The organism is Vibrio sp. ArtGut-C1 (assembly GCF_002105475.1).
Lineage (GTDB): Bacteria > Pseudomonadota > Gammaproteobacteria > Enterobacterales > Vibrionaceae > Vibrio > Vibrio diabolicus.
On sequence record NZ_NCTH01000021.1, the window covers coordinates 1 to 25,710 of the forward strand.

General features: G+C 42.3%; 18 protein-coding genes and 3 pseudogenes. 8 read left to right on the forward strand and 13 right to left on the reverse strand.

Features of this window, described 5'->3' with window-relative positions; genetic code table 11:
• Window positions 1-306: 306 nt before the first annotated feature.
• Window positions 307-471, reverse strand: a complete 165-nt coding sequence (locus B7360_RS25020) for a hypothetical protein (RefSeq protein WP_164673229.1) — start codon at window positions 469-471, stop codon at window positions 307-309.
• Window positions 472-741: 270 nt separating this feature from the next.
• Here B7360_RS25020 and dinB (B7360_RS16730) point away from each other — a divergent pair, with 270 nt between their 5' ends.
• Window positions 742-1,791: a DNA polymerase IV gene (dinB, locus tag B7360_RS16730; RefSeq protein ID WP_078558460.1), complete on the forward strand. Its 1,050-nt coding sequence runs from the start codon at window positions 742-744 to the stop codon at window positions 1,789-1,791.
• Between the two features lie 137 nt (window positions 1,792-1,928).
• Complete coding sequence (dinB, locus tag B7360_RS16735; RefSeq protein ID WP_371343734.1) at window positions 1,929-2,876, forward strand: DNA polymerase IV; 948 nt, start codon at window positions 1,929-1,931, stop codon at window positions 2,874-2,876.
• 185 nt (window positions 2,877-3,061) lie between these two features.
• On the opposite strand, the gene kwaB is transcribed toward dinB (B7360_RS16735), so the two are convergent.
• The 6 genes and pseudogenes from kwaB to B7360_RS16765 form a co-directional block, all read right to left on the reverse strand.
• Window positions 3,062-4,021, reverse strand: coding sequence for an anti-phage protein KwaB (kwaB, locus tag B7360_RS16740; protein WP_085344035.1), 960 nt, complete (start codon window positions 4,019-4,021; stop codon window positions 3,062-3,064).
• Window positions 4,018-4,539 carry an anti-phage protein KwaA gene (gene kwaA / locus B7360_RS25390; RefSeq protein ID WP_371343735.1) on the reverse strand — a complete coding sequence of 174 codons (522 nt, stop codon included), beginning with the start codon at window positions 4,537-4,539 and terminating at the stop codon, window positions 4,018-4,020. Before kwaA ends, kwaB begins: the two co-directional genes overlap by 4 nt.
• A gap of 253 nt (window positions 4,540-4,792) precedes the next feature.
• Window positions 4,793-7,891, reverse strand: a complete 3,099-nt coding sequence (locus tag B7360_RS16750) for an HsdR family type I site-specific deoxyribonuclease (protein WP_085344037.1) — start codon at window positions 7,889-7,891, stop codon at window positions 4,793-4,795.
• On the reverse strand, window positions 7,884-9,047 hold the full coding sequence (locus B7360_RS16755; protein WP_085344038.1) for an AAA family ATPase: 1,164 nt from the start codon (window positions 9,045-9,047) through the stop codon (window positions 7,884-7,886). The genes B7360_RS16750 and B7360_RS16755 overlap by 8 nt, the downstream gene beginning before the upstream one ends.
• 1 nt (window position 9,048) lies before the next feature.
• Entirely contained in the window at window positions 9,049-10,260 is a 1,212-nt protein-coding gene (locus tag B7360_RS16760; protein ID WP_085344039.1) for a restriction endonuclease subunit S, read from the reverse strand.
• A pseudogene (locus tag B7360_RS16765) lies at window positions 10,257-11,837 on the reverse strand (type I restriction-modification system subunit M). Before B7360_RS16765 ends, B7360_RS16760 begins: the two are co-directional and overlap by 4 nt.
• A 155-nt stretch (window positions 11,838-11,992) precedes the next feature.
• On the opposite strand from B7360_RS16765, the gene B7360_RS25025 reads away from it, so the two are divergent.
• Complete coding sequence (locus B7360_RS25025) at window positions 11,993-12,163, forward strand: cyclic-phosphate processing receiver domain-containing protein (RefSeq protein WP_164673228.1); 171 nt, start codon at window positions 11,993-11,995, stop codon at window positions 12,161-12,163.
• A 486-nt stretch (window positions 12,164-12,649) separates the two neighbouring features.
• On the opposite strand, the pseudogene B7360_RS16770 reads toward B7360_RS25025, so the two are convergent.
• Window positions 12,650-13,561 (reverse strand): annotated as a pseudogene (locus B7360_RS16770) (IS3 family transposase); the annotation flags it as partial.
• A gap of 73 nt (window positions 13,562-13,634) precedes the next feature.
• On the opposite strand from B7360_RS16770, the gene B7360_RS16775 reads away from it, so the two are divergent.
• Window positions 13,635-14,675, forward strand: coding sequence for an IS110 family transposase (locus B7360_RS16775; protein ID WP_085344041.1), 1,041 nt, complete (start codon window positions 13,635-13,637; stop codon window positions 14,673-14,675).
• A 246-nt stretch (window positions 14,676-14,921) separates the two neighbouring features.
• On the opposite strand, the pseudogene B7360_RS16780 reads toward B7360_RS16775, so the two are convergent.
• A pseudogene (locus B7360_RS16780) lies at window positions 14,922-15,185 on the reverse strand (transposase); the annotation flags it as partial.
• 223 nt (window positions 15,186-15,408) lie between these two features.
• Between B7360_RS16780 and B7360_RS16785 the strand changes: the two are divergent.
• On the forward strand, window positions 15,409-16,488 hold the full coding sequence (locus B7360_RS16785; RefSeq protein ID WP_085344045.1) for an SUMF1/EgtB/PvdO family nonheme iron enzyme: 1,080 nt from the start codon (window positions 15,409-15,411) through the stop codon (window positions 16,486-16,488).
• A gap of 29 nt (window positions 16,489-16,517) precedes the next feature.
• Here B7360_RS16785 and B7360_RS16790 read toward each other — a convergent pair whose 3' ends face one another.
• Genes B7360_RS16790 through tssI form a run of 3 tightly spaced genes read right to left on the reverse strand, consistent with a single transcriptional unit; the run spans window position 16,518 to window position 21,925 of the window.
• A complete protein-coding gene (locus B7360_RS16790) occupies window positions 16,518-19,079 on the reverse strand; it encodes a LysM peptidoglycan-binding domain-containing protein (RefSeq protein WP_085344046.1) in 2,562 nt (853 codons plus the stop codon).
• 12 nt (window positions 19,080-19,091) lie between these two features.
• Window positions 19,092-19,685: a DUF4123 domain-containing protein gene (locus B7360_RS16795; protein ID WP_085344048.1), complete on the reverse strand. Its 594-nt coding sequence runs from the start codon at window positions 19,683-19,685 to the stop codon at window positions 19,092-19,094.
• Window positions 19,667-21,925: a type VI secretion system tip protein VgrG gene (tssI, locus tag B7360_RS16800; RefSeq protein ID WP_085344050.1), complete on the reverse strand. Its 2,259-nt coding sequence runs from the start codon at window positions 21,923-21,925 to the stop codon at window positions 19,667-19,669. Before tssI ends, B7360_RS16795 begins: the two co-directional genes overlap by 19 nt.
• A gap of 414 nt (window positions 21,926-22,339) precedes the next feature.
• On the opposite strand from tssI, the gene B7360_RS16805 reads away from it, so the two are divergent.
• Window positions 22,340-23,167, forward strand: a complete 828-nt coding sequence (locus B7360_RS16805; RefSeq protein WP_085344052.1) for a restriction endonuclease — start codon at window positions 22,340-22,342, stop codon at window positions 23,165-23,167.
• A gap of 239 nt (window positions 23,168-23,406) precedes the next feature.
• On the opposite strand, the gene B7360_RS16810 is transcribed toward B7360_RS16805, so the two are convergent.
• A complete protein-coding gene (locus tag B7360_RS16810; protein ID WP_085344054.1) occupies window positions 23,407-23,892 on the reverse strand; it encodes a hypothetical protein in 486 nt (161 codons plus the stop codon).
• 125 nt (window positions 23,893-24,017) lie between these two features.
• On the opposite strand from B7360_RS16810, the gene B7360_RS25395 reads away from it, so the two are divergent.
• Window positions 24,018-24,287, forward strand: a complete 270-nt coding sequence (locus B7360_RS25395) for a helix-turn-helix domain-containing protein (protein ID WP_085344056.1) — start codon at window positions 24,018-24,020, stop codon at window positions 24,285-24,287.
• Window positions 24,288-25,318: 1,031 nt separating this feature from the next.
• The gene (locus B7360_RS16820) at window positions 25,319-25,612 is read left to right on the forward strand and encodes a hypothetical protein (protein WP_085344058.1); all 294 of its coding nucleotides are present in this window, start codon (window positions 25,319-25,321) and stop codon (window positions 25,610-25,612) included.
• Window positions 25,613-25,710: the final 98 nt, after the last annotated feature.

A 25,710-nucleotide genomic window follows, 5' to 3' on the forward strand; every position in this document is an offset into this window, starting at 1 on the left:
GTTCCTATAAGAACCATGCTTTCTTTCAGTTCACCCACATAATCTTAGATATTAACCATTATAATGGGTGTTACACCTTTAGGGATTCATAACAAGCTTTATTGTCACTTCTACAGTGTTTCGGTTAGCAATGCACCCCAAAAATGCCTCAAACTTTACCTTTTGATCGCCTAAGAGGTGTTTGAAAGGCACTTTTCCGATCAAGCTATATTGTCTTCCGACACTGCTTTGATGAAGCTGATTTTTGTTAGAATAAGATTGGTGTCAGCTCTCCGACCAAAGATGCGCTGCTACCAACGTTATGCATTAATGTATATCGTTTATGCCGATGTCTCTGAACAATGAAATTGGGTCATCGGCAGCTTCTTCATCCAGTAAGCACTTCATGGCTAAAGCCGCCTTTATCGCACTTGTCGACGCGCCCAAAATCTTCGCTTTCGCATTGATTAAATAGAGTAATTCTTCTTGCATACAAATCCTCCGTGGTGGTGGGTACGCTATGATAGTATACTGTATGAATACACATGTTTGGCGGTGGTTTTTTGAGCAATTAAGTCTGTCAGTGATGGTCAAGAATAATAATAAAGCCACTCGTTACGCTCGCACCGCTCACTATTCGCTAGGCATTTATGATTTTTCTTGACCATCGTTCTTTTAAATCCCCTTGTAGTGAGGTGATGTTTTCACGCAGTGATGACATCGCCTTACTAAACATTTCAGGGATATAGTGAACTTTTATTAATGAAAAAGATAATCCATATAGATCTCGACAGTTACTATGTCTCTGTAGAAGCAAGGGACAACCCCTCTTTACGTGGAATCCCTCTAGCTGTTGGAGGGAAAGATGGTCGCGGCGTTATTGCAACTTGTAGCTATGAGGCGAGAGCTTTTGGTGTGCGTTCGGCTATGTCTACAGCAAAAGCGTTACAACTTTGTCCAAGCTTAACGGTAGTGTCTGGAAATATGGAAAAGTATAAGGCGGTATCTAGGAAAATCCATGAAATATTTAGACGGTATACGGATGTAATAGAGCCACTGTCGTTAGATGAGGCATATTTAGATGTCACAGGTTCTAATTTGTTTCAAGGTTCAGCAACTTTAATTGCAGAAGACATACGTAAATCTATTCAAACGGAATTGAATTTAACGGCTTCAGCAGGAGTTTCCCCATTAAAGTTTGTTTCTAAAGTCGCTTCAGATGTGAATAAGCCTAACGGTATATGTATTGTCCCACCTTCTGAAATCCAAACTTTTATAGACGAATTAGAACTAGGGAAAATAAATGGTGTTGGGAAGGTGACGTTAGAGAAATTAAACAAACTTGGCTTGTATAAAGGGGAGGATATTAAGAATTTCGATAAAAACACGTTGATTTCAAAATTTGGTAAATTTGGGCATACGCTTTGGCAAAGGTGCAATGGTATTGATGATAGAGATATTGTTGTTGAAAGGGTAAGAAAGTCAGTAGGAGTTGAACGGACATACTTAAATGATATTCATAGCCTGGATGAATGCATACTTGTAATAAAGCCTTTGTATGTCGAATTAGAGCAAAGGTTAGAAAAAGCGCTTGCAGATAAAGTGATCACGAAACTCGGTGTGAAGTTAAAGTTCAACGATTTTCAACAAACAACGGTTGAACATAAGTATGATGAAATGGATATGCAGTTTTTTATCAAGTTATGTGAAGAAGCCGTTGCTAGAAGTCATGGACGAAGTATACGTTTAGTCGGACTAAGTGTTGGTATTGAACCCAAGGAATCAACTGATCAATTACAACTCCCTTTGTGATTTTTGTAAGTGGATTTTTAAGAAAATGCCCATTTTTTACATAAATTTCTCAGATTTTTTGTAAGGGAGAGTTGTAAGTGAAAATTTGTATCTAACTCTATGTTATAAATGATTATTCACTAACTCAGTCAGTTAAAATTACATTTTTCACCCACAAGTTTGCCGTTGCTGCCGTTGAGATGAGAGATAATCCTAGTTACCGTGGCATTGCACTCGCCGTTGGCGGTCATGAAAAACAGCGTGGCGTGATTAGCACCTGCAATTATGAGGCGCGCAAATATGGCGTTCGTAGTGCAATGTCAACGGCGCGAGCATTGCAACTCTGCCCCCATTTACTAGTCGTTCCCGGTCGAATGCACGTGTACAAACAAGTCTCTCTGCAGATTCGTGCTATTTTTGAGCGTTATACGCCTATCATTGAACCTCTATCATTAGATGAAGCATACCTCGATGTTACGGACTCGACAGCTTGTCGTGGCTCCGCAACGTTGATCGCGGAGTCTATTCGACGCGACATATGGAATGAGCTTGGGCTGACGGCATCGGCGGGCATTGCACCGATTAAGTTCCTTGCCAAAGTTGCCTCTGATATGAATAAACCCAACGGTCAGTTTGTTATCCCGCCAGATAAGGTCCAGGAAGTTATCGATACACTTCCGCTGGAAAACATTCCTGGTGTTGGGAAGGTGAGTCTTGAGAAGCTACATCAAGCGGGCTTTTATCGATGTGAGGATATTAAAAACAGCGACTATCGTGAATTGCTGAGACAGTTTGGTCGTCAGGGAGCATCTTTATGGCAGCGTAGCCATGGAATTGATAATCGAGAGGTCGTCGTTGAGCGAGAGAGAAAATCCGTCGGTGTGGAACGGACATTCAGCCAGAATATCTCGAGCTATGATGAATGTTGGCAAGTGATCGAGGATAAACTTTATCCTGAACTCGAGAAACGCTTAGAGCGTGCAAGCCCAGATAAATCGATTATTAAACAAGGTATTAAAGTCAAATTTGCCGACTTTCAACTTTTTCCCAATGCGCCCATTATGGCGATTTCTTGTCAATTGATAGCATCCTCTAGCCAAAGCTGATTGAGTGCAGCGCGTCGCTTCAGACGCATAGCTGAACGAAAGTTATTCATCACTAAAAGTATGGCTTCGATATAATTAACATTTCTTAGTTTTAACCTAAAAATGAATAACCAGCGCATAAAAATGCAATAGGCTGCTCACGTCAGTATTAGACTAAAACTATAAATGATAGATTATTTCTGAACTTAAGAAGCTCTATCCTTTGCTTTCGATATGTATTCTTGTTGAGTCAATTCCGACTTAACAAATTCATCATCAAGTAGAGTGAGAAAATGTCGACAACGATTGATACTACCTAAATCAAACTGGCTTTCGTCTTCCGTTAGTTTCAGTTTTTCTTTGTAGTACACCTTGCTCATTGCAAACTGCATAATTGTATCGTTGGCAATCTCTTTTTCAATAACAGCCGATCCCTTACATACTTTCACAAGCTTTCTGGCAAATGACGTGTCATTGTTCATTTGATCTTTAAACTTGGTTAGGTCTTTAACAATAGCTTTATCTTCGATAGTCGCGCAATACTGTACAGCTTTACTATGAATAATCTTGTCAAAACCGAATTCTTTTTCTAATGCGTTCACATTTTCAATTAAATAATCATCGCCAATTTTGGCAAAAACGAACCTATTGCCTAAACGAAGAACGTCATGTGTCAGCCTTACAACCCTTGACTCATGTGTGGTAAGGAAAATCGTCTTTCCTGGAGTTGCAATGTATGAATGGTGTATGTACTGAAAGAATGACATTACTTTGCCATCATTATTTCGTAAGCGAATAATATAACCTCGTAGCTTACCCAAACCCGCATCTCTTGCTGGGTATGTATCTAATGGTTCATCTGCACGAAGGTTATTCACTGTATCCAGAAAACTAAACTCAAATGGCTTATCCTCATCGTCAAAATCAAAATGATAAAGAGCATGGTTACGCCCATCTTCTTGAGAAAGAGCAGGACAAGTGAAGTTTTCATTATTTGAATAGCTTCTGGTTAAAGCATCGACAAAATCATCACGATAGTCAGCTAACAATTTGTCGTCTACATCAGAGTCATAAATCTGGTTAGATTTATCGACAAAATATATCTTGATACCAATGCAAGAGTCAGTTATTTCCTTAATGGCAGCTTTAGCATTAGTTGTATTCATTCTCTAACCTTCCTTACAAAACAGACCGTCTTAGATATAAATTGATAATGAACATTAACTCCTTGTTTTATATCGTCCTTTGCTATAGCCGTAACAGCTTCGTAGTGATTGTTTTGGTCAGCAAGTGTGATGCGATACAACTTGTAACCAAATATAGCCAAAGTGGGGTTTGCGTAATACATACCAGTTCTGATAAAAATCAGACCAATAATCACCAGAAGAAATAAATAGGCTAGTAGGCGAGGTATTGAATCAAAATTAAATCCAACGAATGGAATGATATATGTAGCGAGGAAAGTTAGATGCTCGTAACTCTCACTTTTAGACTCTAAAACACGAAGAGTATCAGAGGTGTTTCCCGATAATTTATATTCGAATTCTCTACGTATTAACTCACATACGCCAATCATAAAAACCATAAAACATGGTAACCAATTAGCCTTAATATAATCGATAACTGATAAAGGTTCACATCCCGCAGCAAGCTTACATGGATCGGTATCTAACGAAATAAGCATGACCAAGAAAAAAGAAACATAAGCGATAAGATATACAGCTTTACCTGATCAATAACCCTCATGTTTTCTCCTACTTCCATTTAATAGGTCTAGCTTTGCTTAAGTAAGCCTGATGACATCACCAGTAATCAGGCTATGTTAAACAAAAGACACATCCAGAGATGTCGATTACCTAAACTATCTATTTTTCAATGACAAACCTATCTTAGCGTCTATACTCATATGAAACCACATCAACATCGATATTTTAGCCTTAAATCTGCCCCCCCACACCTTTAAACTTCTCAACAAAAGCAGCGATCTTACGGAACACAGTCTGCTTAAGAGTTCGGTATTTAGGATTGAGTGGGCTTAACTTCGGCAATGCTTCTGTCAGCGCGGTGCCATTCTCAGATGCATACTCACGCTTTAACGATGAGGTGATATAGCGTTTAGCAGCCTCTTCATTCAATTTTTCAGAATCAATGATCGCCTCTGCTTCGCGTTTTTGTTCTGCTTGTGCAAACTTGAAAAACGCGTCAATGATGCTGGCTTTATCACTAATTTCATCTAAATTAGTTTGATTAATAAAATCAACAACTAGGCTCTCTTTAGCGCGATTACCAAGGCTACCACGGATAAGACGGCGCACTTCATCGATTAACCCTTCTTTGCTCTTGTTCTTCTTGTTGTGCTCAAAGATCAGCTCAAGAATGTAATCAAGATTAATTTCTTGCGATTTAAGCAAATCGACCTCAAAAACGACATCGTCCCAGTCCATGGTCGGTTTATCTTTTTCCTGGCCTTCTTTCTCACGACGTAGCCAATCACGGGTATCGTTATAAGTAGAACGATAATCCTGAACCACACGTTCGTTTGGCATTTCTATCGTCTGCATTGCCGCAATGTCTTCATCGTTCAGATAATATTTTTCTTTGAACGCTTCAACAGCCTGCTCATCACTAGTATCTAGGTTTTGCAGCGCTTTAAGACCGGCGAACTCATCGTAGTTCTGTAGGATATTTTCCGCTTTAAGATATTCGCCAAACAACTTAGCAAAGTCTTTTTTATCTTGTTCTTTGACGATGTCTTCAGGGTTAGGGAAACGCTCCTGCAACTCCCTAACAATCTCGACAAAACCACGGCGAGCCTGACCCGTGACAATATCGGTAAAGCCTTCCATGTACTCTTTGTAGCTCTTTTCGAGTACAACGTTCTTCGTGTTTTTATCCCCAAACAAGGTAATAGCATCAACGGTCGCTTGTTCTAGGTCTCGGAAAGTAACAATGTTGCCAAAGGTCTTAGTTGCATCATAAATACGGTTAGTTCGAGAGAATGCTTGCATCAAACCGTGATAACGTAAGTTCTTATCAACGAATAAAGTGTTCAGCGTTGGCGCATCAAACCCAGTTAAGAACATCCCAACTACAATCAGCACATCGATTTCTTGCTTCTTCACTCGCTGAGCAAGATCGCGGTAGTAGTTTTGAAAACCATTGCTGTCTACACCAAAGTTGGTCTTAAACATCCTGTTGTAATCATCAATTGCAGCGCTTAGAAATTCTTTGGCACTGCTATTCATTGCCGTCACTTCAAAGCTTTCATCTGCGATATCACCGATGGCATCTTGCTCTTCATTCGCAGCAAAGGAAAAGATGGTTGCGACTTTCAGTGGTTTTTCAGCATCTTTCTGCAGTTGCGAAAAGGTCTCATAGTAGGCTTTTGCTGCATCAACGCTACTTACTGCAAACATAGCATTAAAGCCTTTTGCGCCCTTGTAAGCCCGATGCGTTTTCTGATTAAAATTATTTAAGATGTACTGCGAGATCTCCCGAATACGCATTGGATGCAAAAAGGCTTGCTTGTTTTCAGCCGCGCTGAGCTTTTTATCATCTTGCTCCGTTTCAATACTCTTGAACTGAGGACGAACATCGTTATAGTCCACTTTAAACTTAAGGACTTTTTCATCACGAATCGCATCAGTAATGACGTAAGTGTGAAGTTGCTGACCAAAAACACTACCGGTTGTTTCTGCTCCAAGCGCATTGTCAGGAAAAATAGGCGTTCCAGTAAAACCAAATTGGTAATACTTTTTAAATTTCTTCTTAATGTTCTTTTGCGCTTCACCAAACTGGCTGCGGTGACATTCATCAAAAATAAACACGACTTGCTGCTTGTAGACAGGCAAATCACTTTCACTCTTGATTAAATTGTTGAGCTTTTGAATGGTGGTAACAATGATTTTGTTATCGTCTTTATCCAGGTTACGTTTAAGCCCAGCTGTACTCTCTGAACCATTCACGCTATCCGGTGAAAAGCGCTGGTATTCCTTCATGGTCTGATAATCGAGGTCTTTACGGTCAACAACAAAGAATACCTTATCTACAAAATCTAATTTCGTAGCTAATCGTGCTGCTTTGAAACTGGTGAGCGTTTTACCCGAACCGGTGGTATGCCAAATATAACCACCGCTTTCCGTATTGCTCCAGCTTTTGCTGTTATAGGCGTTTTTAATCTTCCACAAAATGCGCTCAGTCGCCGCTATTTGATAGGGTCGCATCACCAGCAAAGTGTTGCTGACATCAAACACGGAGTAACGCAGAATCACTTCCAACAAGGTTTCTTTTTGGAAGAAGGTTGCCGTAAAGTCTTTTAAATCTTTGATGAGATTGTTGTCTGACTTCGCCCAGTTCATGGTGAAGTCATAGCTGTTTTTGTTGCGCTTAGTGGTATTAGCGAAGTACCGAGTATCGGTGCCATTTGAAATCACAAACAGCTGTAAGTACTTATATAAAGAATTTTCAGCATTGAAGCTTTCTTTGCTGTAGCGATGAACCTGGTTAAAAGCTTCACGAATCGCTACACCGCGCTTCTTCAGCTCAATTTGAACCAATGGTAATCCATTGACTAAGATAGTCACATCATAGCGGTTAGCATGGCTCCCAGTCTGTTCGAACTGTTTAATTACCTGAACTTTATTACGTGCGATGGTTGTCTTATCAAACAGGTAGATATTTTCAATATGACCATCATCAAATACAAAATCGTAAATATAATCGCTGTGTACTTTACGCGTTTTCTCGATGATGTTGTCACTTGGCGTATTTAAGTATTGTTCCTGAAAACGCCCCCACTCAGCGTCGGTAAACTCAACTTTATTGAGATCTTGAAGTTGAGTCCGCACATTTGCCATCATTGAGTCTGGGGTTGTTAACTCAGGCAAAAACTCATAGCCTTGATTCTGCAAATCCTGAATCAGTTCTCGTTCTAAATCACTTTCACTTTGATAACTATCACTAGGCTGCAATTGTTTGGTGTATTTATCTAAGACGATAAAGTTATTGGATTCTGCAATCGTTTTATAGTCAGTCATTTTGCGCTTCCTGCTGCCAATAGCTGTAGTTCTCCATTAAATTGTCCAACAGAAGCTTCACTGTTTGTTTTTCTTGTTCATTTGGTTCTGAAATAACTTCACTGGACAGAGAACTATGGCTGGTAAATTGAATAATACGGTTTAAATAGGCCTGTTTATTACCTGGGACAGTGTTTAACAGCTCTCCCCATTCAGGGTAACCCAAGAATCCTGCTGTTTTTTCGTATAAATTACGCAGCAGCATAAAGTGATAACGCTCTATTTGGTTGTGCTCTATCGCTTGTTCGAGGAGCTGTTTTAAATGCAAGTGATATGAAAAACTCTTGTTGGAATCGCCATACTTCACATTCAAGTTAAATGTGCCATCCTCAAAGCGCTCCAGTAGATAACAACCATCTTTCTTGTTGCCTTTATTGAGTCCCAACTCGTTGTGAAGAACGTTGTAGAATAGTGGGCTATGTGTAGTGATAATAAACTTAAGTCCATGCCCATTGGTAAAATCGCTAGACTTAATTAATGCCGCCAGATCGACCGCCAACTGAATAAGATGGTTATCGTCTAAGGAGCTAACAGGATCATCAATGAACACATAGTTTAGCTTATCGAAGGCATTAGTTTCTCTATCGTCGATTTCGGGAACATTAAGCACTTCAATCACTTGCTCAAGTAAGCTATAGAATACGCTCCAAATCAGGTTGCTTTCTTCACCCTTAGAAATTTTTAAATTCCCTAAATGATCGTCGTCCCCAGCTACCATTGAAAAAGAGACTTCGGAAAAATCAGCACTAAACTCCGGGGTCAATTTACTGTTTGTCAGACGTTGAAAATGAGCAACGATGTTCTGGTCTTGCCCTTGGTCTTCAAAAACCCATTTGGTGAACGCGTTTGGATGTATTTTTAGCTTTCGAGTCTCGTCCGCTTCTAAGTCGTTATCCCAATAGAAAAGGTCTTCAGTGAAGGCGTTGTAGTAGAGGATATTTTTGTTCGACAGCCCTAACAGATCTTCAGCATCCTCTTCATTTACTTCGGCTGCGAGCATTTCCTTGAATGTTCTCGAAAGTCGAGTTTTTCCTGAACCATTAAACGCATAGATTAACTGTATTTTCTTAGGCGAATTTCTGAGTTCTTCTGCAATCTCAGTCAGTGATTTCCCCATACTATGCAACTACCTCCTGCTTAGGAAAACTCAACAGTAGCTCCCGATAATACCCGTATTGCTTTTGGCGTAGTTCTATTTCTCGCGGCAAACCATCAGATATCGAACTAGTAAATGTATAGAACTTATCTAATATGGAAACAATACGTTCTTTTTCTTCAAGTGAAGGGTTAGGAATACTAATACTGTTTAAGTTCTTTTTATTCAGCTTTGGCTGTGCAGCTCCTGAAATGTAAGGAGTTAGATCGATACTATTTAGGTAGTACTCTACATACCTTCTCTCAGCATAAGTTTCAAACTTCAGCACATGAGCGTGATTATTTACCCAGTTTTTACCACTAATACTAAATGCAATAGGTGTGTTTCTTGCCAACAAGTTGGCTCCATCTTCTGAAACAAGCAAAAAGTCTCCATCAAAGATGAAATCTTTAACATAATCAACAATACCGGACGCACCGTAGTATGGAATATCACCAGGTACTCTCTGTCCACTAGTTATTGGCTTGCGTTTAGAGTCTAAGTTGTCAGCAAGTTCGCCTAATGACTTCCACTCGACAGCACCTTCATCAAAGCTCAACAATTGGTCACGGTAGTAGTTGTATTGTTTTTTCCGCATGTTAAGCTCAGCGGTCAGCTCAGCGGTCAGCTCAGCGGTCATGGCAGTAAATGAGTCCAGAATACGCACAATTTCGGCTTGGATTTCCAATGATTTCTCTGGGTCTTCAGGACATGGAATTGGAACTTTAATTTTAGCTAGATTATCTTTTGATACTCGACGTACCTTGATCCCTGTGATGAATGGTCTTTTTTGCTCTTGGAATGCTTCTGTTTTAAAAAAGTAAGCTAAATATTTAACATTTTGTTTATGTCGATATAGCATCATATCGCCAGAAATAGCAGTTTGCCCCCCAAGCCATGCTAAAGGTTTAACTACATCCTCATCATTTTCTGAAGTCGTTGCTAACAATAAGTCGTTTTGTTCAGCTTTTCTCAGTTTACCTGCCAACTCTTCAGAAACATAAGTAAATGTTTTATCTGCACATAAGCCGTATCTCGTATAGATCTGACCATAGTGAATCGCGGGAAACCCCGTTTCAACAAGGTCTTTTTTTTGCAGGCCGTTACCACGAATAAATTCGCCAATTTCCCCCAAAGCCTGCCATTCGACATCAACCCCATCCAGAAGCTTCTCTAAATAGCTCAAAGTACTCATGCCTCAAGCTCCTCACCTTCAATTTCCGCAACAATAGCGTCAATATCACTGCGAAGCGCATCGATTTTAGCGACGGTGGTTTTAAGTTCAGCATTAAGTTCTACAATATCCACTAACTCGCGGTTGTCTTTAGCTTCAACATAACTGCTTACCGAAAGGTTGTAGCTATTGTCTGCGATGACATCCAAATCAACGGATTTAGCAAAGTGCTCCACGTTTTCTTTGCTAGCAAACACGTTCATGATTTGCTGAATATGGCCCGGATTTTTTTCGTCATCGTTATCCGTTAAAACGTTGTTATTTGTTTCCTTTTTAAATAGGCCGCTTGCATCAATAAACTGGGTAGTTGTGTCTGTCTTGTGTTTAGAAAGCACCAAGATATTCACGGCAATGGTGGTACCAAAGAACAAGTTTGGTGCTAGCGAGACAACAGTTTCAACATAGTTATTATCAACAAGATATTTGCGGATTTTTTGTTCCGCCCCACCGCGGTAAAAAATACCAGGGAAGCAAACAATAGCCGCTCGACCTTTGCTAGAAAGATAACTAAGCGCATGAAGCACAAAAGCAAAATCAGCTTTAGATTTTGGTGCAAGCACGCCGGCAGGTGCAAAGCGTTCGTCGTTGATTAGTGTCGGGTCATCACTACCAATCCATTTAACCTAATAAGGCGGGTTAGAAACAATAGCGTCGAATGGTTTATCATCGCCAAAGTGTGGTTCGCGAAGAGTATCCCCTAACTGAATATTAAACTTGTCGTAGTTGATGTTGTGTAAAAACATATTCATACGAGCCAAGTTATAGGTCGTGTGGTTGAGCTCCTGTCCAAAAAAGCCATCTTCAATGATATGTGCATCAAAGTGCTTCTTAGCTTGAAGTAGCAAAGAACCTGAACCAGCAGCAGGGTCGTAAATCTTATTAACGCTGGTTTGTTCATGCATAGCTAGTTGGGCAATCAGTTTGGATACGTGTTGAGGCGTGAAGAATTCGCCTCCGGATTTACCCGCATTCGCTGCATAGTTAGAAATCAAGAACTCGTAAGCATCACCAAACAGGTCAATCTGGTTTTGGTCAAAGTTACCCAACGGAAGATCTGCAACTCCTTTTAACACTTTGGCTAGACGTTCATTTTTAGCTTTTACTGTGTTACCTAAGCGGTTACTCGTAGTATCAAAATCCGCAAACAGGCCTTTAATGTCTTTTTCTGAATCGTAGCCGTTGGCTGAGTTTTCGATATCTGAAAAGATAGCAGCAAGGTCAGTATTTAGGTTCTCATTTTTAGATGCACTAGCGACTACGTTGCTAAATAGCTGACTTGGATAGATAAAGTAACCTTTAGTCTTAATTGCATCATCTCTGGCAAATTCGATATTTTCGTCATCATCCGACATAGCTGCATAGTCTACGCTTTCATCTCCACCGGTAATGAAGTGAACAAAGTTCTCACTGATAAAGCGATAGAACAAAGTGCCTAGTACATACTGTTTAAAATCCCAGCCATCTACTGAACCACGAACATCGTTGGCGATCGCCCATATCTGGCGTTGCAGGGCGGCGCGTTGCTGGCTACTTGTCATTTTTATTATTCCTGTTTCAATTCGTTTTGAGCCATTATGAGCTCATTATCTGTCGAGTATTATAACGATCAAAGGGATACGAATCTAACCGCTTGTTGTAAAAGTACTAACTTCGGATTAATTTAAGTCAACATCCATAAAAATAAGGAGTTAGCATGAAAGTTTACCTTGATGATGAACGACCGACTCCGAAAGGATGGTATCGGGTTTACTGGCCTGAAGAAGCTATTGCCTTGCTACAAGTATTTTTATTAGTTTTTGGTTCTGCGGTTAAATCCGAGCGATGGTTGACTAAGGAAAAAACATTTTCCCTCATCGTCATCTAGTAGAAGTAATGAGGCATGGATAGTGTACAAGCATGAATGATGCGATCTTGGTTGCATATTGACGTTTTGTGATTGCCTTCTAAGCTTGTCTCAATGTTATCCATAGATCGAAGCTAGGTGGTTGCGTATTTACATAAAGGCGATCTGGTTATTGGTTGATCTGCTGGGATGAAAATACGCAGGTGATTGACTTTGGTATAACGCTACAAAGCACAAGCTTTTCCATATTCTTAGTTATCCTATTTTATTCCCCCCAAACTAATTTTTGTCCAAGAGTGTGCTATGCATTAATGGCAAACCTCTCTTGATTCCTTCTCCGAGCCAAAAAACGTATCACGCAGGTTGCGTGATGCAACTTGCGTGATGAGTTTGCTTTTATTTGTGGAAAAGACCAAGTAATAAATAAGTAAAGATATCGTTCCAATCAATCAGGTTTATATTGTCTTTTTCTCTATTAGGTGCTTCCTCTAGACTATGGTGTAGTGGTCAACTAAAATTGGCCACGGTTTTAGAGCTTTCCCAATACAGTCGTTCAGACTCATTGGGTGTTAGACCACCATTATATTGATGTGGCCTGAGTTGGCTGTAGTAGCCCGAGATGTATCGAGTTATATGTTCTCTCGCTTCGCTAAAACTCCGATAACCCGACACGGGTATCCATTCTGTCTTTAAGCTTCTGAAGAACCGTTCCATCGGACTGTTGTCCCAGCAATTACCTCGCCTAGATAAGCTTTGCTTGATTTGATAACGCCACAACAGTTGCCGATAAGAACGACTGGTGTAATGACTTCCTTGGTCGCTGTGGAACATCACGCCTTTGGGCTTACCTCGTGATTCAAACGCCATAGAGAGTGCTTTCCCTGTCAACTTACTATCAGGCGATACTGACATCGCCCAACCAATTGGCTTTCTCGCGAACAGGTCGATGACAACAGCAAGATACATCCAGCGCTGTCCCGTCCAGACATACGTCACATCACCGACCCAGACTTGGTTGGGAGCGGTAACGGCAAATTGTCGAGACAGATGATTGGGGATCTCTACGTGCTCTTGTGATGCCTTTCGATATCGGTGCTTCGGTGTTTGACAGCTTACCAGCCCTAATAATTTCATTATCTTAGAAGCTCGATAACGGGTCAGTTTTATACCTTGAGCCGTCACCATGTCGGCAATGCTTCTCGCACCCGCAGAGCCGTTGCTTGCCGTATGAACTTCTTTAATAAGACTTTTTAGCTTCACCAACTCTGGAGAAACACGCTTAGGGCGACAACGCCAGTATTTGTAACTGCTGCGGTGGACACTGAACACATGACACAAGGTGGTTATATTAAAGCTCTGCCTGAGTTTCTCGATTATCGCGAGTTGTTCAGTGAGTCCGACATCAAGAGAGCTGTAGCCTAATGGGATGGTCTGCTCCTCCCTCTGATATCTATACTCAGCAAGGGAGAGCGCAAAAGCAAGGAGACCGACCATGTCTAGTTCAAATGTGTATATCTACGGTATCGACCTAGGAAAAAACTGGTTTCACATCGTAGCAATGGGTCGTCAAGGGCATATTCTCTGGCGAAAAAAGCTTAATCGAAATCAGCTTAAAACCTTTGTGATTAACACTCCACCTGCCGTTGTAGCGGTTGAAGCTTGTCCGGGTTCCCAATACTGGGGAAGATTGTTTAATGATGCAGGATTCTCAGTGAAAATTATTCCCGCTCAGTTTGTTAAGCCGTACTTAAAATCAAACAAGAATGACTTCAATGATGCTGCTGCCATCGCTGAAGCAGGCAGCCGTGGCACTATGCGTTGTGTTTCTTTAAAGACACACGAACAACTTGCCTTACAAGCGACTCACCGAGTAAGGCAGCGCTTTATTGTCGAGCGCACTGCAACTGTCAACCAAATGCGGGCTTTACTGCTTGAGTACGGTATTACAGTTCCTGTAGGTCGCAAAGTTTTCGAACGTAACTTACCTCGCATCTTAGAGGATGCGGAAAATGGGCTTCCTGACTTTATCCGCGCTTTAGTGTTCCGCTTGCGAGAGCGCTGGCAATATCTTGATGTTCAAATTGACGATATGAGCGAGCAATTACAACAGGCCTCAATTGCATCAGAGAAGTGCCAACTTATATCCAGCATTCCGGGTATTGGTCCAATTGTCGCAACTGGGTTAATTGCAGCGGTTGGCTCCGGCACTCAATTTAAACGAAGCCGAGATATGTCAGCATGGTTAGGCTTAGTTCCCAGACAATACTCCACAGGTGGGAAAAGCAATCTTGGCGGTATAAGTAAAAGAGGTAACGTTTATCTACGCCGACAGGTGATACAAGGGGCTAAAGCATTAAAGATACACATGAAGCGAGACAAATCCGCACTTGGGCAGTGGATAGCCAAGTTAGAGGCGACACATCATCACCATGTTGTTTTAATTGCCTTGGCTAACAAGATAATGAGAATTTGTTGGAAGGTATTGACCTCAGGTCAGGAGTATCAACCTTATCCAGCTTCGGCTGCGAATTAACATATAACGAATTATATTTGCCATAGATTTTGCGAGAAACAAGCTGATGACAGAAGCGTTGAACCCACGATGTTGAAGCCTGGCTAAAAAAGCAGTCTTTTATGACTGAGCGCTTTATTAGGACAACAACGTGCGGATCCCATCAAGGCCAGAACACTCGATGGTTCACAAACAGGCCGGATACATTGACGCAAACGTATTCTGACAGCGAGCTTTTACTTGCAAAAACGGAGCAGACCATACATTTTTTAATATTTCATTGTGCTCTTCAAGGCGTGCAAGTTTCTTCTTCAGCTCTCGTATCTCAATCTGCTCTGGTGTCATTGGTGAGGCTTGAGGTGCTACTCCCATTCTTTCTTGCTTGAGCTGCCTTACCCACTTATCCATTGTCGATTTACCCACACCCATGGCTTTTGCGGCTTCAACAACGGTGTAGTTTTGGTCGAGAACAAGTTGCGCTGCTTCGAGTCTAAATTCCGCACTGAAAGTACGTCTGATTCGCTTAGTCATAGTTTCACCTGTCATTTTATGAGGTGTATCTTAACACCTCTAATCAGGTGGCCAAATTCACTATGCCACTACAACATGCTTAAACTCACTTGTGCACAGTCTCGCCTCCTCCTAAACAAAAAACAGGAACGCCGTCGTTATAACTAGTCATACAGTGCCTTTGAAACTGTTCTCATCTTTTATTTTTGCGTAAAATATGCACATAAAGTAAAAGGAATACCAAATGAAAAACAGATGGTTAGGTATGGCTTGTGTGCTTCCTTTATTGGTTGCGTGCAATAGCGAAAGTTCAGCAGTCGCGGTGTCTAGCGAGACCGTCTCACAAAAGCAAATAGATACGATAACGTCGAATATCAATAAGCTCTACCCAGAAGCAACTCCGGAACAAAAGCAGAAAGCGGCAGAAGTGGTGGTGAGAGCGATCGAGAACATGGTGTTCGTCGAAGGCGGAAGCTTTGATATGGGCGATTTCAAGATGGATTGTGATTTCCCATCAAAATCTGAGAATCATTTAGATTGGTCTCCTGATGCGCAGTGTTTAAGTCATTTTGCTAGTAGTATGTTTGGTGCTCAGTACTTGCACAGGGTAACTCTCGACTCTTATTCGATATCTAAGTATGAAACGAGCTTCTTGGATATGGAGTGGATGCGCCAAATAAATGGATTACCGGTAGCAGCCAATAAACTAAAAGGGTATGTACAACTTAAAGAAGCTGTTGAACGCGGTACAGAAGAATATTCTACTTTAATCAAGCGGCATTTGAAGCATCAGAAAGTTGCGAAGACCAAAGCATGGCAAGAGAGTAAAGATTATTGTCAGTGGCTAGGAGAGGTATCCAATTTACCTTTTGACCTTCCCACCGAGGCACAGTGGGAATTCGCAGCTCGAAGCCGTGGACAGCATTACTATTATGCAACCAATGATGGTTACCGCTCTCTTAAGGAAGGACAATATTACGATCCAAATTTCGGTAGATTCAAAGATATACTACCTACAGAAGTCAATAGCAGCACTAGTACTGAGGAATATATCGGCCAATGGCCTGCTAATCCCTTGGGTATTTATGGGATGAGCAATGGTATTTCTGAATGGGTTAATGATTGGTACGAAAAAGACTATTACCTCAGCTCAGCGGAAACTAATCCTGTAGGTCCAAATACAGGAACACAAAAAGTTTTACGCGATAGCGTAAGCAATAAAATGACCTTTGGACGTAGCGGAGAAGATTTAGAGTCGGATGTCTATACTTCACGACTTAGCTTTCGTTGTTCAGTTCAGAAACTGAAACCTTTGACGAAGTAAAATCGAGCAGACCCAACTGGGCCTGCTGTCTATACGTAGGGGAACATGCCGCTAACACCGTATAGTGAAGCATATTGTTGCTCTATTTGTACTCTTTTATGAGTAAAGTCTGTGCTGTTATAGGGTGTAAAAGGAGCATACGCAATTTCAACAGCAGAGTTTGTTTCTGCTAAGGCTGCTACCCAAAGATTAAATTCTTTTTGCTGCTTCCCATCAAGTGTGGCATTGATTCGTTGAATGCTCTTAAAGAGAGCTTGTTCACCTGAAACCTTTTCTCCTTTGTCATTCATTCTCGCAAGAATTTCTTCAAACTTATGCCAACTATGGGTACTTTCTGCGAGTAATTTACAAATGGCGTCCTCTTGCTTTTCCTCCCAATTGAATATGAAGGTTCGCGTTAAAGTATCGAGCATTCTGCCAATTGCCTCAGGTTGGAGTAGGTCAAAAGAAACTCCGCTGCGCGTCGAATCATTTAATACGCGTTCTGCTAATGTTATTGCTTCACTCTCGAAATTTAGCGCTTCTTGCCTCGCTTCCCTAATGAGTTGTATCGTGTTATGCCCTTTCTCAACTGCGCTTTTAAGAGCATCATGAGGTGAGACGAATCCTTCGGCAATCGCAAAGGCAAAGTAAGTCGCATCCACCAAATATTTATATGCTTCGTTATTAATGTTATCTAAACGTCGGTAGTCGATATATTGAAGTCCTTGCCAGATTACTTTCGCTAGATTCCAAATTTCTTGTGCGTTTATAGCGACCGAAAAGCCACCGCCGCCGCCTGCCCCCCAAACCAGTTTGGCTGAGATTTTAAGGAAGAACTTTGTACCATCTAAATAGAGCTCAAAATCCGCATTATATCCACCACCAACGGAAACATTACCTTCGGTCTGAATTTCAGCCAAAGAGTTAAAGTTTGTGATTTGATCTATTTCTGGCGCTTTCCATTGAACGCCACCTACAAACTCACCACTTAACTGGCCTCCACCAAAAACACTGGCCTTGATGCCAATTTGACCACCTCCTGCGTTGCCCATGCTCACATGAGGGTCAAACAATATCCCAACATCATCACCAGTTTCCGGCTTTCTGTTACTGACACCGCCTTTTACTTGAGCAACTACGCCCACAAAACAACCCACTTTCATTTTGGCATTAAAGCGAAAACTGCCAAAGGAGTGTAAGGCTGGCTGACCATTCGCATCGGTGTAATTTAGGCATGGCGTATAACCCGCATCGCTAGGTAAGAAGACTTCTGCCGTAATGGCCGCTTCAAAGGCAGAAAAGCCCGCAGAAGCACCTACACCTAAATCTACGTTTCCTTTCGCATTACCGTGCTCATCCTTCTCAAACGGGTTTAACTCAGCATCGACAGCCGCTTGCATTCCCCAGCGACCAAGTTGCGCCTCAGAACTCACCGCAAACATTGTATTGCCTTCATCGTCGCGTAAGAGTGTATCCGTCGATTTCCATTCGGCAATTTTTCCGCCGGGCGCCTGCCATTTCGCAAGATTGGCTTTAATATCGGGGCCAAGCTTTTTCTGCTCAAGGTCGCTGGTAATATCGTCAGCGATAGCTTTACCAAATTCTTTGATATTTCCCGTACGTAATGCTCGGTTCGCGTTGTTGGTATTAGAGGTATTTCGCCAACTATTACGAACGGTAGTTTCCTCTTGAAAGAATGCTTCTCGAACATAGGTGTAAACGCCGCGATTAATCGAGTACAACTCTCTAACCCCAGTATTTGTTACAATGCCATCCAATGTTCTCTCTTTTACCGCCATTTTTTTAGCATCAACAGGCTTGCCAGAAGAGCTCTCTTTGGTTGGTGGTACTTTGGCCATCTTTTCCCACGTCGCAAGCTCTTTCTTAAGGTTTGGTACGACTGTCGCAGTCAAACGCTCTTTTAGCTCAATGGCTGAGTCTTCAGAGCCAAACCAATTTGAGTATTCCTCAATGTAGCGGATACGCTTTTTCAACTCGGTTACTTTAGCGTTAGCCATTCGCTGGTTTTCTAAAGCTTTTTCTCTCTCAACCTTTTCTTTTCGAGACTGTTCTGCTTTGACACTTGCTGGATTCTTACGGCTGGGATCTGGCAATATGCCTGCGTATATCAGGTCGGCGCATAGGGCTTCTCGCTTTTGCGTATGCTTTTCCAACTCAGCCCATGTTTCTTTGCCCGTTGGAGCTTGATGGACTAGGTCACTGTAGCATTGAAATAACTTCGTCGTTTCTTCGATTTCCTTATCAAGCTTTTCCACCGATTCTTTCGTTAGGCAATAGAATCGGTTCGCTGATTCACCCGTGGCAAAAATGATATCTTCAATTTCCTTTGGTTCACACAAAGGCGGCGCAACAATTGTCCCTTTCTCTTTTGGACACATTTTGGCGATTGGCTCTACCGGAAACTCGACAGGGATAGGCTCTTCCTCTTCCTGACTAGGAAGGATTAACGTATCGCCAACTTGGATTAAATCAGGATTTGGTTGGTACTTGGGGTTTAGTTCTAACAAGATGTTGAAGTTAACACTTTGCTCGATACCGATGCCAATAAGGGTGTCACCGGGTTTAATTACGTAGGTTTTGTTACTCATGAAACGCGTCCATTACCATTGCTGCGCAATGTTTTGCATTGTGCTCAGTTGTTCTTGCGAGAGTGTCCAAGGTTGAATTGACGTAGTAGCCTTATTAGCGTGGAATAAGTTAATACTTAGCCATTGTTTGCTATGCCAATGCAGAGATGAGAGTAAAGGAAACATTTGTCGTCGCTCCTCATCACTTAATGCTGCCATTAAAGGTACTAGAGTTCTGGGCTCATAAAATCGAAACAATGCTTCTCCTTGACTGCGCGACACAAAGAGACGCTGACGCAATGAGGCTGCTACCTCCGAAGAAGAGTGAGTGGGCGAACTCCAAACCAAACAACCACAAGGGGTCTGGCTCATCTTAGCTACGCATGCCTGAAGTGCCTCTTCTGATGACCCGATAGAAACTAAGACAGGCCCCTCGTTAAGGTGTGATAGACGAGTACCAGCCATCAACGGGATAACCTCGAATGACTCAAGATGCACCTCCAATTTCTTTTTCCATTCAGGCCAAAGAAGAGGTTCGATAATCGCGTACGCTTGTTGATTCGTAATTAGGTTCGGTTGGGCATTACCTTGAATTCGCCAGTTTGGATTTAGCTGTGTATTTGACATGTTTTACCGCTCCCACAATCACACAGTTCTTGTATTAAGCCACCATCTTCAACAAACCCTTTATAAGCGGCCGGAGACATAACAGGTGGTGTTTTCTTCGCTATAGACAATCCTTTAGGACGCCTTGTAGAAACGCTGCTGTTGCCGTTTGCCGCACCGCCCGGATTGATGTCTACCTTGCCTCCCGTAGCGGTAACGTTACTTGCACCATCAATCGTGATTGAAGTGCCGTTTAAATGAATATTACCGCTGCTCTTTAGCACTAAGCTGGATGCACCGACTTGCACCTTGATTTCATCCGCAGAGATCACCGCTGTTTCGCCATCAGAGCGGATAGAGGTATTGCCGTTCACTTCGACACTGAGGTTATTGCCGATGCTATGTGTGTCGTCAGCCCCCACATCAATAGAGCGCGATGCCATGATTACCGTGTTTTGGTCTTGCCCTACATCCAGTGAATCGTCTTTGCCAATCAAAGTTTGACGATTTTCGTCGATGTACAAATCTCGGTTGTTGGCTATTTTCTCGGATTCATTCGCGTTGTAAGTAACGTGAACATCTTCCTCAACCTGCTCCATAAAGGTTTGCTTAGTGATGGAGGTTTTATGCCCATCAATCACTTCTTTACGGTCGCCTAAGATATTATTTTCTTGGTTGTTGCCGACTTTTAACTCTTCATCATTACCGATGTCTCGATAACGGTTATTGAGCACTTTGGTCTTCATGTCTTTTTGAGCACGAAAATGTACCTCTTCTTGGTCATTCTCATCCTCAAAGTACATTTCATTGTAACCTTTGGCCTTATGGCTTTGGGTTCTAAACACAGTGCGCGTTTTGTTCTCTGGCAACGGGTATGGCGGTGTGTGTAAACCGTTGTAAACCGCACCCGTCACTAACGGGCGGTCTGGGTCGCCTTCTAGGAAGGTCACAATCACTTCATGCCCAATACGAGGTAGATAGACTGCTCCCCAGTTTGGTGCTGCCATTGATTGACTAACACGTAGCCAACATGAACTATGCTCATCACTTTGCGCATAGCGGTCCCAATGGAACTGAACTTTGATGCGCCCATATTCATCGGTGTAGATTTCTTCACCCGCAGGGCCAACTACAACCGCAGTTTGAGGACCATCAACGACAGGTGACGCCATTTTAGGTGCACGGAATGTTACGTCTCGTGGTAAGCAGACAAACTGATTGTGATAAGTCATAGGCTCATCGCTCGATTCTTCTTCGTGTACACGGGGGTTAAAACCCGTGTGCATCACCGTCAACATGAGGTAATCACGGTTGATGTTGGAACGAGGATGCTGGCTGATATCGAAGCTATAACCTGCGGTGAGACGCATGATGTCGCTCGCGGCCTCAATCTGATGGCTATCCACCGTGTACTCGTACATCCACTCCGTTACACGTTGCTGCCCTAATTCTGGCGTTGTGTAGCGACCAAGATAGTCGTAGCGCTGCAAATCAAAGTTTGGGCCTTCATCCGCGCTTGTACCTTGCGGGATTTTCGGTGTGAGATAGTTGTAATCACCATAGCTCACTAACCCAGTACGAGTTCGATGGATTTGCTCAAGGTCGAAAATATGTTCTCGGTCTGACGTGCCACCGCCTTGGGTGTGATAAATCACTGGTCCTAGGTAAGAAGCATTGATAGGCGAACTGATAAGCTCTGGTATCGCATCGTTGCTATCGACAATGACCATGGTATGTCCAGCGTCGCTGTGTTCGAAATAATACCAAAGCCCATGCTCTGCCATTAATCGCTGCACAAAGTGTTGGTCATTCTCACGGTATTGGAGAACGTACTCTTTCGCTTCATATTGCGCTGACAGCTCAAAGCGGTAATCGCTCATGCCTGCATCATCAAAAACCTGACGAATCATGTCGGGCGCGGTTTGCATCTGAAAGATTCGACAGTCTTGGCGCTGAGTAAGAAACCAAAGGTGTGGAACCAAGGTAATATGATAACGCGAGAAGCGGCGACCAGTACCTAAATAGCGAAGCTCAGAGATGCTGCCGTTAAACTGACGAGCCGTTCCCACCCCTTGACCAAACAGGCTCAGGACGCCCATTTTTCGACTTAAGGCATCAAACGTGATGGCATCATCGTCAGACAATACCGTTAGATTCATTTCAAAGGGAGAAGAGACTGTCTCTGTTATTCGAAAGCTTTCGACTTTAAATGCACCGGAGAACCCAGAAACATCAAAGGTGAAATTTACATCATTAACCATACCATTCGGCTCTTATGACAACGAGGAATTGAGCGGAAAAGGTTCACCGCCACACGTTAAATAGTCGAACTGTATCAAGCTCCATGACACTCATCACCGTGGTGATTTAACGGAAAATGTGAGCATTCAATAGTGCATTTGGTTGAGTAGGTAGAGATATAGAATGTTCCAATCTGAAAGTTCACACTTTGCATAGTGATATGGGCGGATTTAGGCCATCTCTAACGATTCAGTTTTGTGACGTTGGTAGGCAAAAATATTTGAGAGTGACACGATACTTTAAGGAAATTGCCCTAGAAGAAGATAAAAATTTGAGCCCGTAACGAATTGTTTTATGGATTAATGCTCATCATGATTTGCCTGCCAGTCAAACTATGATTAAATGCATTTTAGTGCATATTTAAGGGAGGGTTAATGGCAAGGAAAAGTGATGGCATCATCTGGCATTTGATGGATGCACCGTGGTGGTTAAGTGTGATTTTATCGATAGGTGTGTATGTCGCCCTTTCATACGTATTTCCAGAGCTTGCTGTCAGCAGTGACAACTTTGTTTTCAATGCTATCGCCCCAAATCTTTCCATGTTCGCCCCATATTTTGCGTTGCTGTTTTTCATTCCCGCGCCGATTGCCTTTTTTAAACAATTTCAGAGAAGGCAGAGGTATCGGACGACCACTTCACATATTCGCTCGAAACAAGCAACCACGTCATTCCACCAATTAAGCTGGCTAGAGTTTGAATCCTATGTCGGCGAGTACTTTAAGCATCAAGGTTATACCGTAAAGCAGTCTTTTTCACAAAAGCCTGACGGCGGCATTGATATTTGGTTGACGAAAGATGGTGAATTGAGCCTAGTGCAATGTAAACACTGGAAGGCCAAGAAAGTTGGCATTCAGGTACTTCGAGAAATGTACGGTGTCATGATAGAGCATCACGCAAGCAAAATGATTATCGTCACATCAGGAGACTTTACATCGGAAGCCATTGCTTACGCACAAGATAAACGCCTGTGGTTGGTCAACGGCTCAGAGTTGGTTCATATGATTGAGGATGGACGGAGCTTTGAAAATAAACCACCAAAACCAACGAGCGACGCGAAACCGGTACCGAAAGTATGCCCAAACTGTCAGTCTGTCCTTGTAAAACGAGTGGCGAAACGAGGAGCAAATAAAGGGAAAGCATTCTATGGTTGCACTTCGTTTCCAACGTGTCGATACACGATTGATTATTCAAAGCCTAATTAGCGTGTTTTGCTGAAAAATAAAAATGGGATAAATGCAACCTGTGGGCGGCTTTTCACATCCTTGTACGTCCCTATAGCTGTACTCAATGCTCTCACTTTAACCCACAGCTCGAAAAGCCGCATCGCTAGTTTAAGAGGCTTCTAGAGCACCAACAAGTGGGGATTGTCGTCATACTTTGAAGTTATAGCGAGCCTCCCAAAACAGGGATAGGCTACTGATAATTCGAGGGATAACGTTTGTTATCTTGGTTTGGCTATTTTGTTACTTTCGGTCGCTTGCCGCAATACTTGCCAAATGTCGGGTAAGCGGTGACCTAGCCTTTGTAACGTCATCACAATTTGAGACTGGTGATGCTCATCCGTTGGAGCGCCATGACCAAAGCGTAAGTCTTTACAATGCTGAGCTTGTGCTAGATGGTCAAAATCAGCCGTCAACTCTAACAAGGCTTTTTCTACTTGCCGGTAGTTAAAGCAACCGGTCGACAAGGTTTGCGCGATGATGCTCAGCCCTAAGTGCATCGACATCATTTTTTTTAGCTCGCGCTGAATATCGGCACTATCATCAATGCGGTACTGCTCGTAGAAGGGTACTAAGTGCGGATATATGTGCGATGGCTTTAGATTTGACATTAGACGCTGGCGCACGACTAAGGACGAGGCATTAGGATGGCGCTCTAAAATATGTTCGATGCGATGCTGCAATTGTGCATCATTGAGTTTTCCCATCTCTTCCCAACGTTGAGCATTCAGATAGCATCATTTTGCCATATTGCGTCTCAAGCTTGATCAAGTATTTTGAGAGTTGTGTCGTATAATTAGGGCATTCATCGTCATAACACAGCAATACCATCATGCCTTGTAAACCTATTGATAATAAACTCTTTCTAGAACACCTCAATGCACTTCTTTCGCATACTCGCGACAGTCGGACAGCTACGCCGGATGTGTCTGCTCTTTTGCCATTTGTTCGAGACGTTGTGCTTGAGGAAGTCGTCATACATTGTCGAGGCAATCAAGCGAAAGCTTCAAGAATACTAGGATTGAATCGAGGTACGCTACGCACCCACATGAGTCGAATAAACAAACAAAACGTAACTATGGCGCACAATGACAGCGTTTGAGTACCTCTTCTAACCGCAGGACTAAGCCACTCTTTGATTTCGAATTGGAATGCTTTATTAGGCAAACGGTACAGCTATTTTTCGCTCTCTCAGATACGACAAAGCCACAAGCAGGACCTGTGGCTTTGTATAACAGCGACAGAATGTTTTTCATTCAATTTGAAGAGGGAACGCATTCTGTGTGCAGCGCTGGGTGTTTTATCACCACAATAGGGAGGGAAAACACCTAAGCTTATCGGATGTCCTCGGTGGGCTACTTTGCAGTAATGCCAAGTTCAAATCGCTACCATTACTTCTGGCCAAGCAGTACGTAGTAACTCAAAGAAAAAGCAGGAATATCCGAGGCTCTCAAGCATAGTCTAAAATTGAGTGTTGAAAATCGCAAGTTTACCAGATGTCAAAATTAAGATCGTTGACTGTGCTTCCCTTAAAAGAGTCCTGAAATGCACTTTTTGCAGCAAGCCGTCATAGGGGTAACCTGTCCAACAGGCTGTTGGACAATTTCTCGTACCCAATTATGCAAGAGGCTCTTGCAAAATTGCGAAACAAGTTATTTCGTAAATCTTTTACTCGACACATCGCTTTGGCAGTAGGACTAATATGGGCATTGCTTATCAATCAACTACCCAGTATTCCTTCTTTCCAGTGGATTCGGGAACTGTTGCAAAATGTGCAATAGTTGCCTGAGAGGTGAAAAACTTCAGTTGTTGCAAAATCAGCAACTACTGTCATCGCCCCCAATTGTGCAACAGCCTGTTGCACAAATTAGCCTGAATCAAAAATGTCCCATTGTGTGCCAGCGTCCATTGAGTCTGTTCCCTGTTGCTCTGCCTCATGACTGAGTTTTGCTAATACGTTGAACATGTCTACATAAGAAGGATACTTCGCTGAGTAACAATAAAAATTCAGTGACCTTGTTAATTGCTCAGTTGCCTATAGGGCAGCTATAATTTTCAGCTACTACTTAGTTGTTATTTGGTACTGGCTAACATTCAAGTAATGATTAATCTTATCAGCGACAGGAGTTCACAATGAAAGTTTATGGACAAAAAACGATAGAGGTCGTTGTCGATCGATATTGTGATATCTGTGGTGCTAGCGTGATGGTCGATTCAAATGGTGTTCAGTTAGAAGAAGTTGGTGAACTGACTGCTAACTGGGGATTTGGGTCAAAAATGGACGGTATTAATCACCACCTTGATATGTGTGAACGTTGTTTTCAAGTTGCATTATCTGCTCTAAAGGAGCATCGCCGAAGCATTGTAATGTTCGATGATGAGCAAGACCTTCCAGATGAAAAATTTGGTCAACAACCTGTTGGCTAAAATCAGACTCGCTTGTTAGTGAAACAAGCCGTTTCCCAATTGTGCAACAGCCTGTTGCACAAATCAGTCAAAATCAAAAATGCCCCAAGGCGTGTTTA

Bases quoted from the DNA above. Each gene is read 5' to 3' on its own strand.
- B7360_RS25020 (WP_164673229.1), bottom strand. From the start codon at position 471: ATGCAAGAAGAATTACTCTATTTAATCAATGCGAAAGCGAAGATTTTG.
- dinB (WP_078558460.1), top strand. From the start codon at position 742: ATGAAAAAGATAATCCATATAGATCTCGACAGTTACTATGTCTCTGTA.
- kwaB (WP_085344035.1), bottom strand. From the start codon at position 4,021: ATGAATACAACTAATGCTAAAGCTGCCATTAAGGAAATAACTGACTCT.
- kwaA (WP_371343735.1), bottom strand. From the start codon at position 4,539: ATGCTTATTTCGTTAGATACCGATCCATGTAAGCTTGCTGCGGGATGT.
- B7360_RS16750 (WP_085344037.1), bottom strand. From the start codon at position 7,891: ATGACTGACTATAAAACGATTGCAGAATCCAATAACTTTATCGTCTTA.
- B7360_RS16755 (WP_085344038.1), bottom strand. From the start codon at position 9,047: ATGGGGAAATCACTGACTGAGATTGCAGAAGAACTCAGAAATTCGCCT.
- B7360_RS16760 (WP_085344039.1), bottom strand. From the start codon at position 10,260: ATGAGTACTTTGAGCTATTTAGAGAAGCTTCTGGATGGGGTTGATGTC.
- B7360_RS25025 (WP_164673228.1), top strand. From the start codon at position 11,993: ATGAAAGTTTACCTTGATGATGAACGACCGACTCCGAAAGGATGGTAT.
- B7360_RS16775 (WP_085344041.1), top strand. From the start codon at position 13,635: ATGTCTAGTTCAAATGTGTATATCTACGGTATCGACCTAGGAAAAAAC.
- B7360_RS16785 (WP_085344045.1), top strand. From the start codon at position 15,409: ATGAAAAACAGATGGTTAGGTATGGCTTGTGTGCTTCCTTTATTGGTT.
- B7360_RS16790 (WP_085344046.1), bottom strand. From the start codon at position 19,079: ATGAGTAACAAAACCTACGTAATTAAACCCGGTGACACCCTTATTGGC.
- B7360_RS16795 (WP_085344048.1), bottom strand. From the start codon at position 19,685: ATGTCAAATACACAGCTAAATCCAAACTGGCGAATTCAAGGTAATGCC.
- tssI (WP_085344050.1), bottom strand. From the start codon at position 21,925: ATGGTTAATGATGTAAATTTCACCTTTGATGTTTCTGGGTTCTCCGGT.
- B7360_RS16805 (WP_085344052.1), top strand. From the start codon at position 22,340: ATGGCAAGGAAAAGTGATGGCATCATCTGGCATTTGATGGATGCACCG.
- B7360_RS16810 (WP_085344054.1), bottom strand. From the start codon at position 23,892: ATGGGAAAACTCAATGATGCACAATTGCAGCATCGCATCGAACATATT.
- B7360_RS25395 (WP_085344056.1), top strand. From the start codon at position 24,018: ATGCCTTGTAAACCTATTGATAATAAACTCTTTCTAGAACACCTCAAT.
- B7360_RS16820 (WP_085344058.1), top strand. From the start codon at position 25,319: ATGAAAGTTTATGGACAAAAAACGATAGAGGTCGTTGTCGATCGATAT.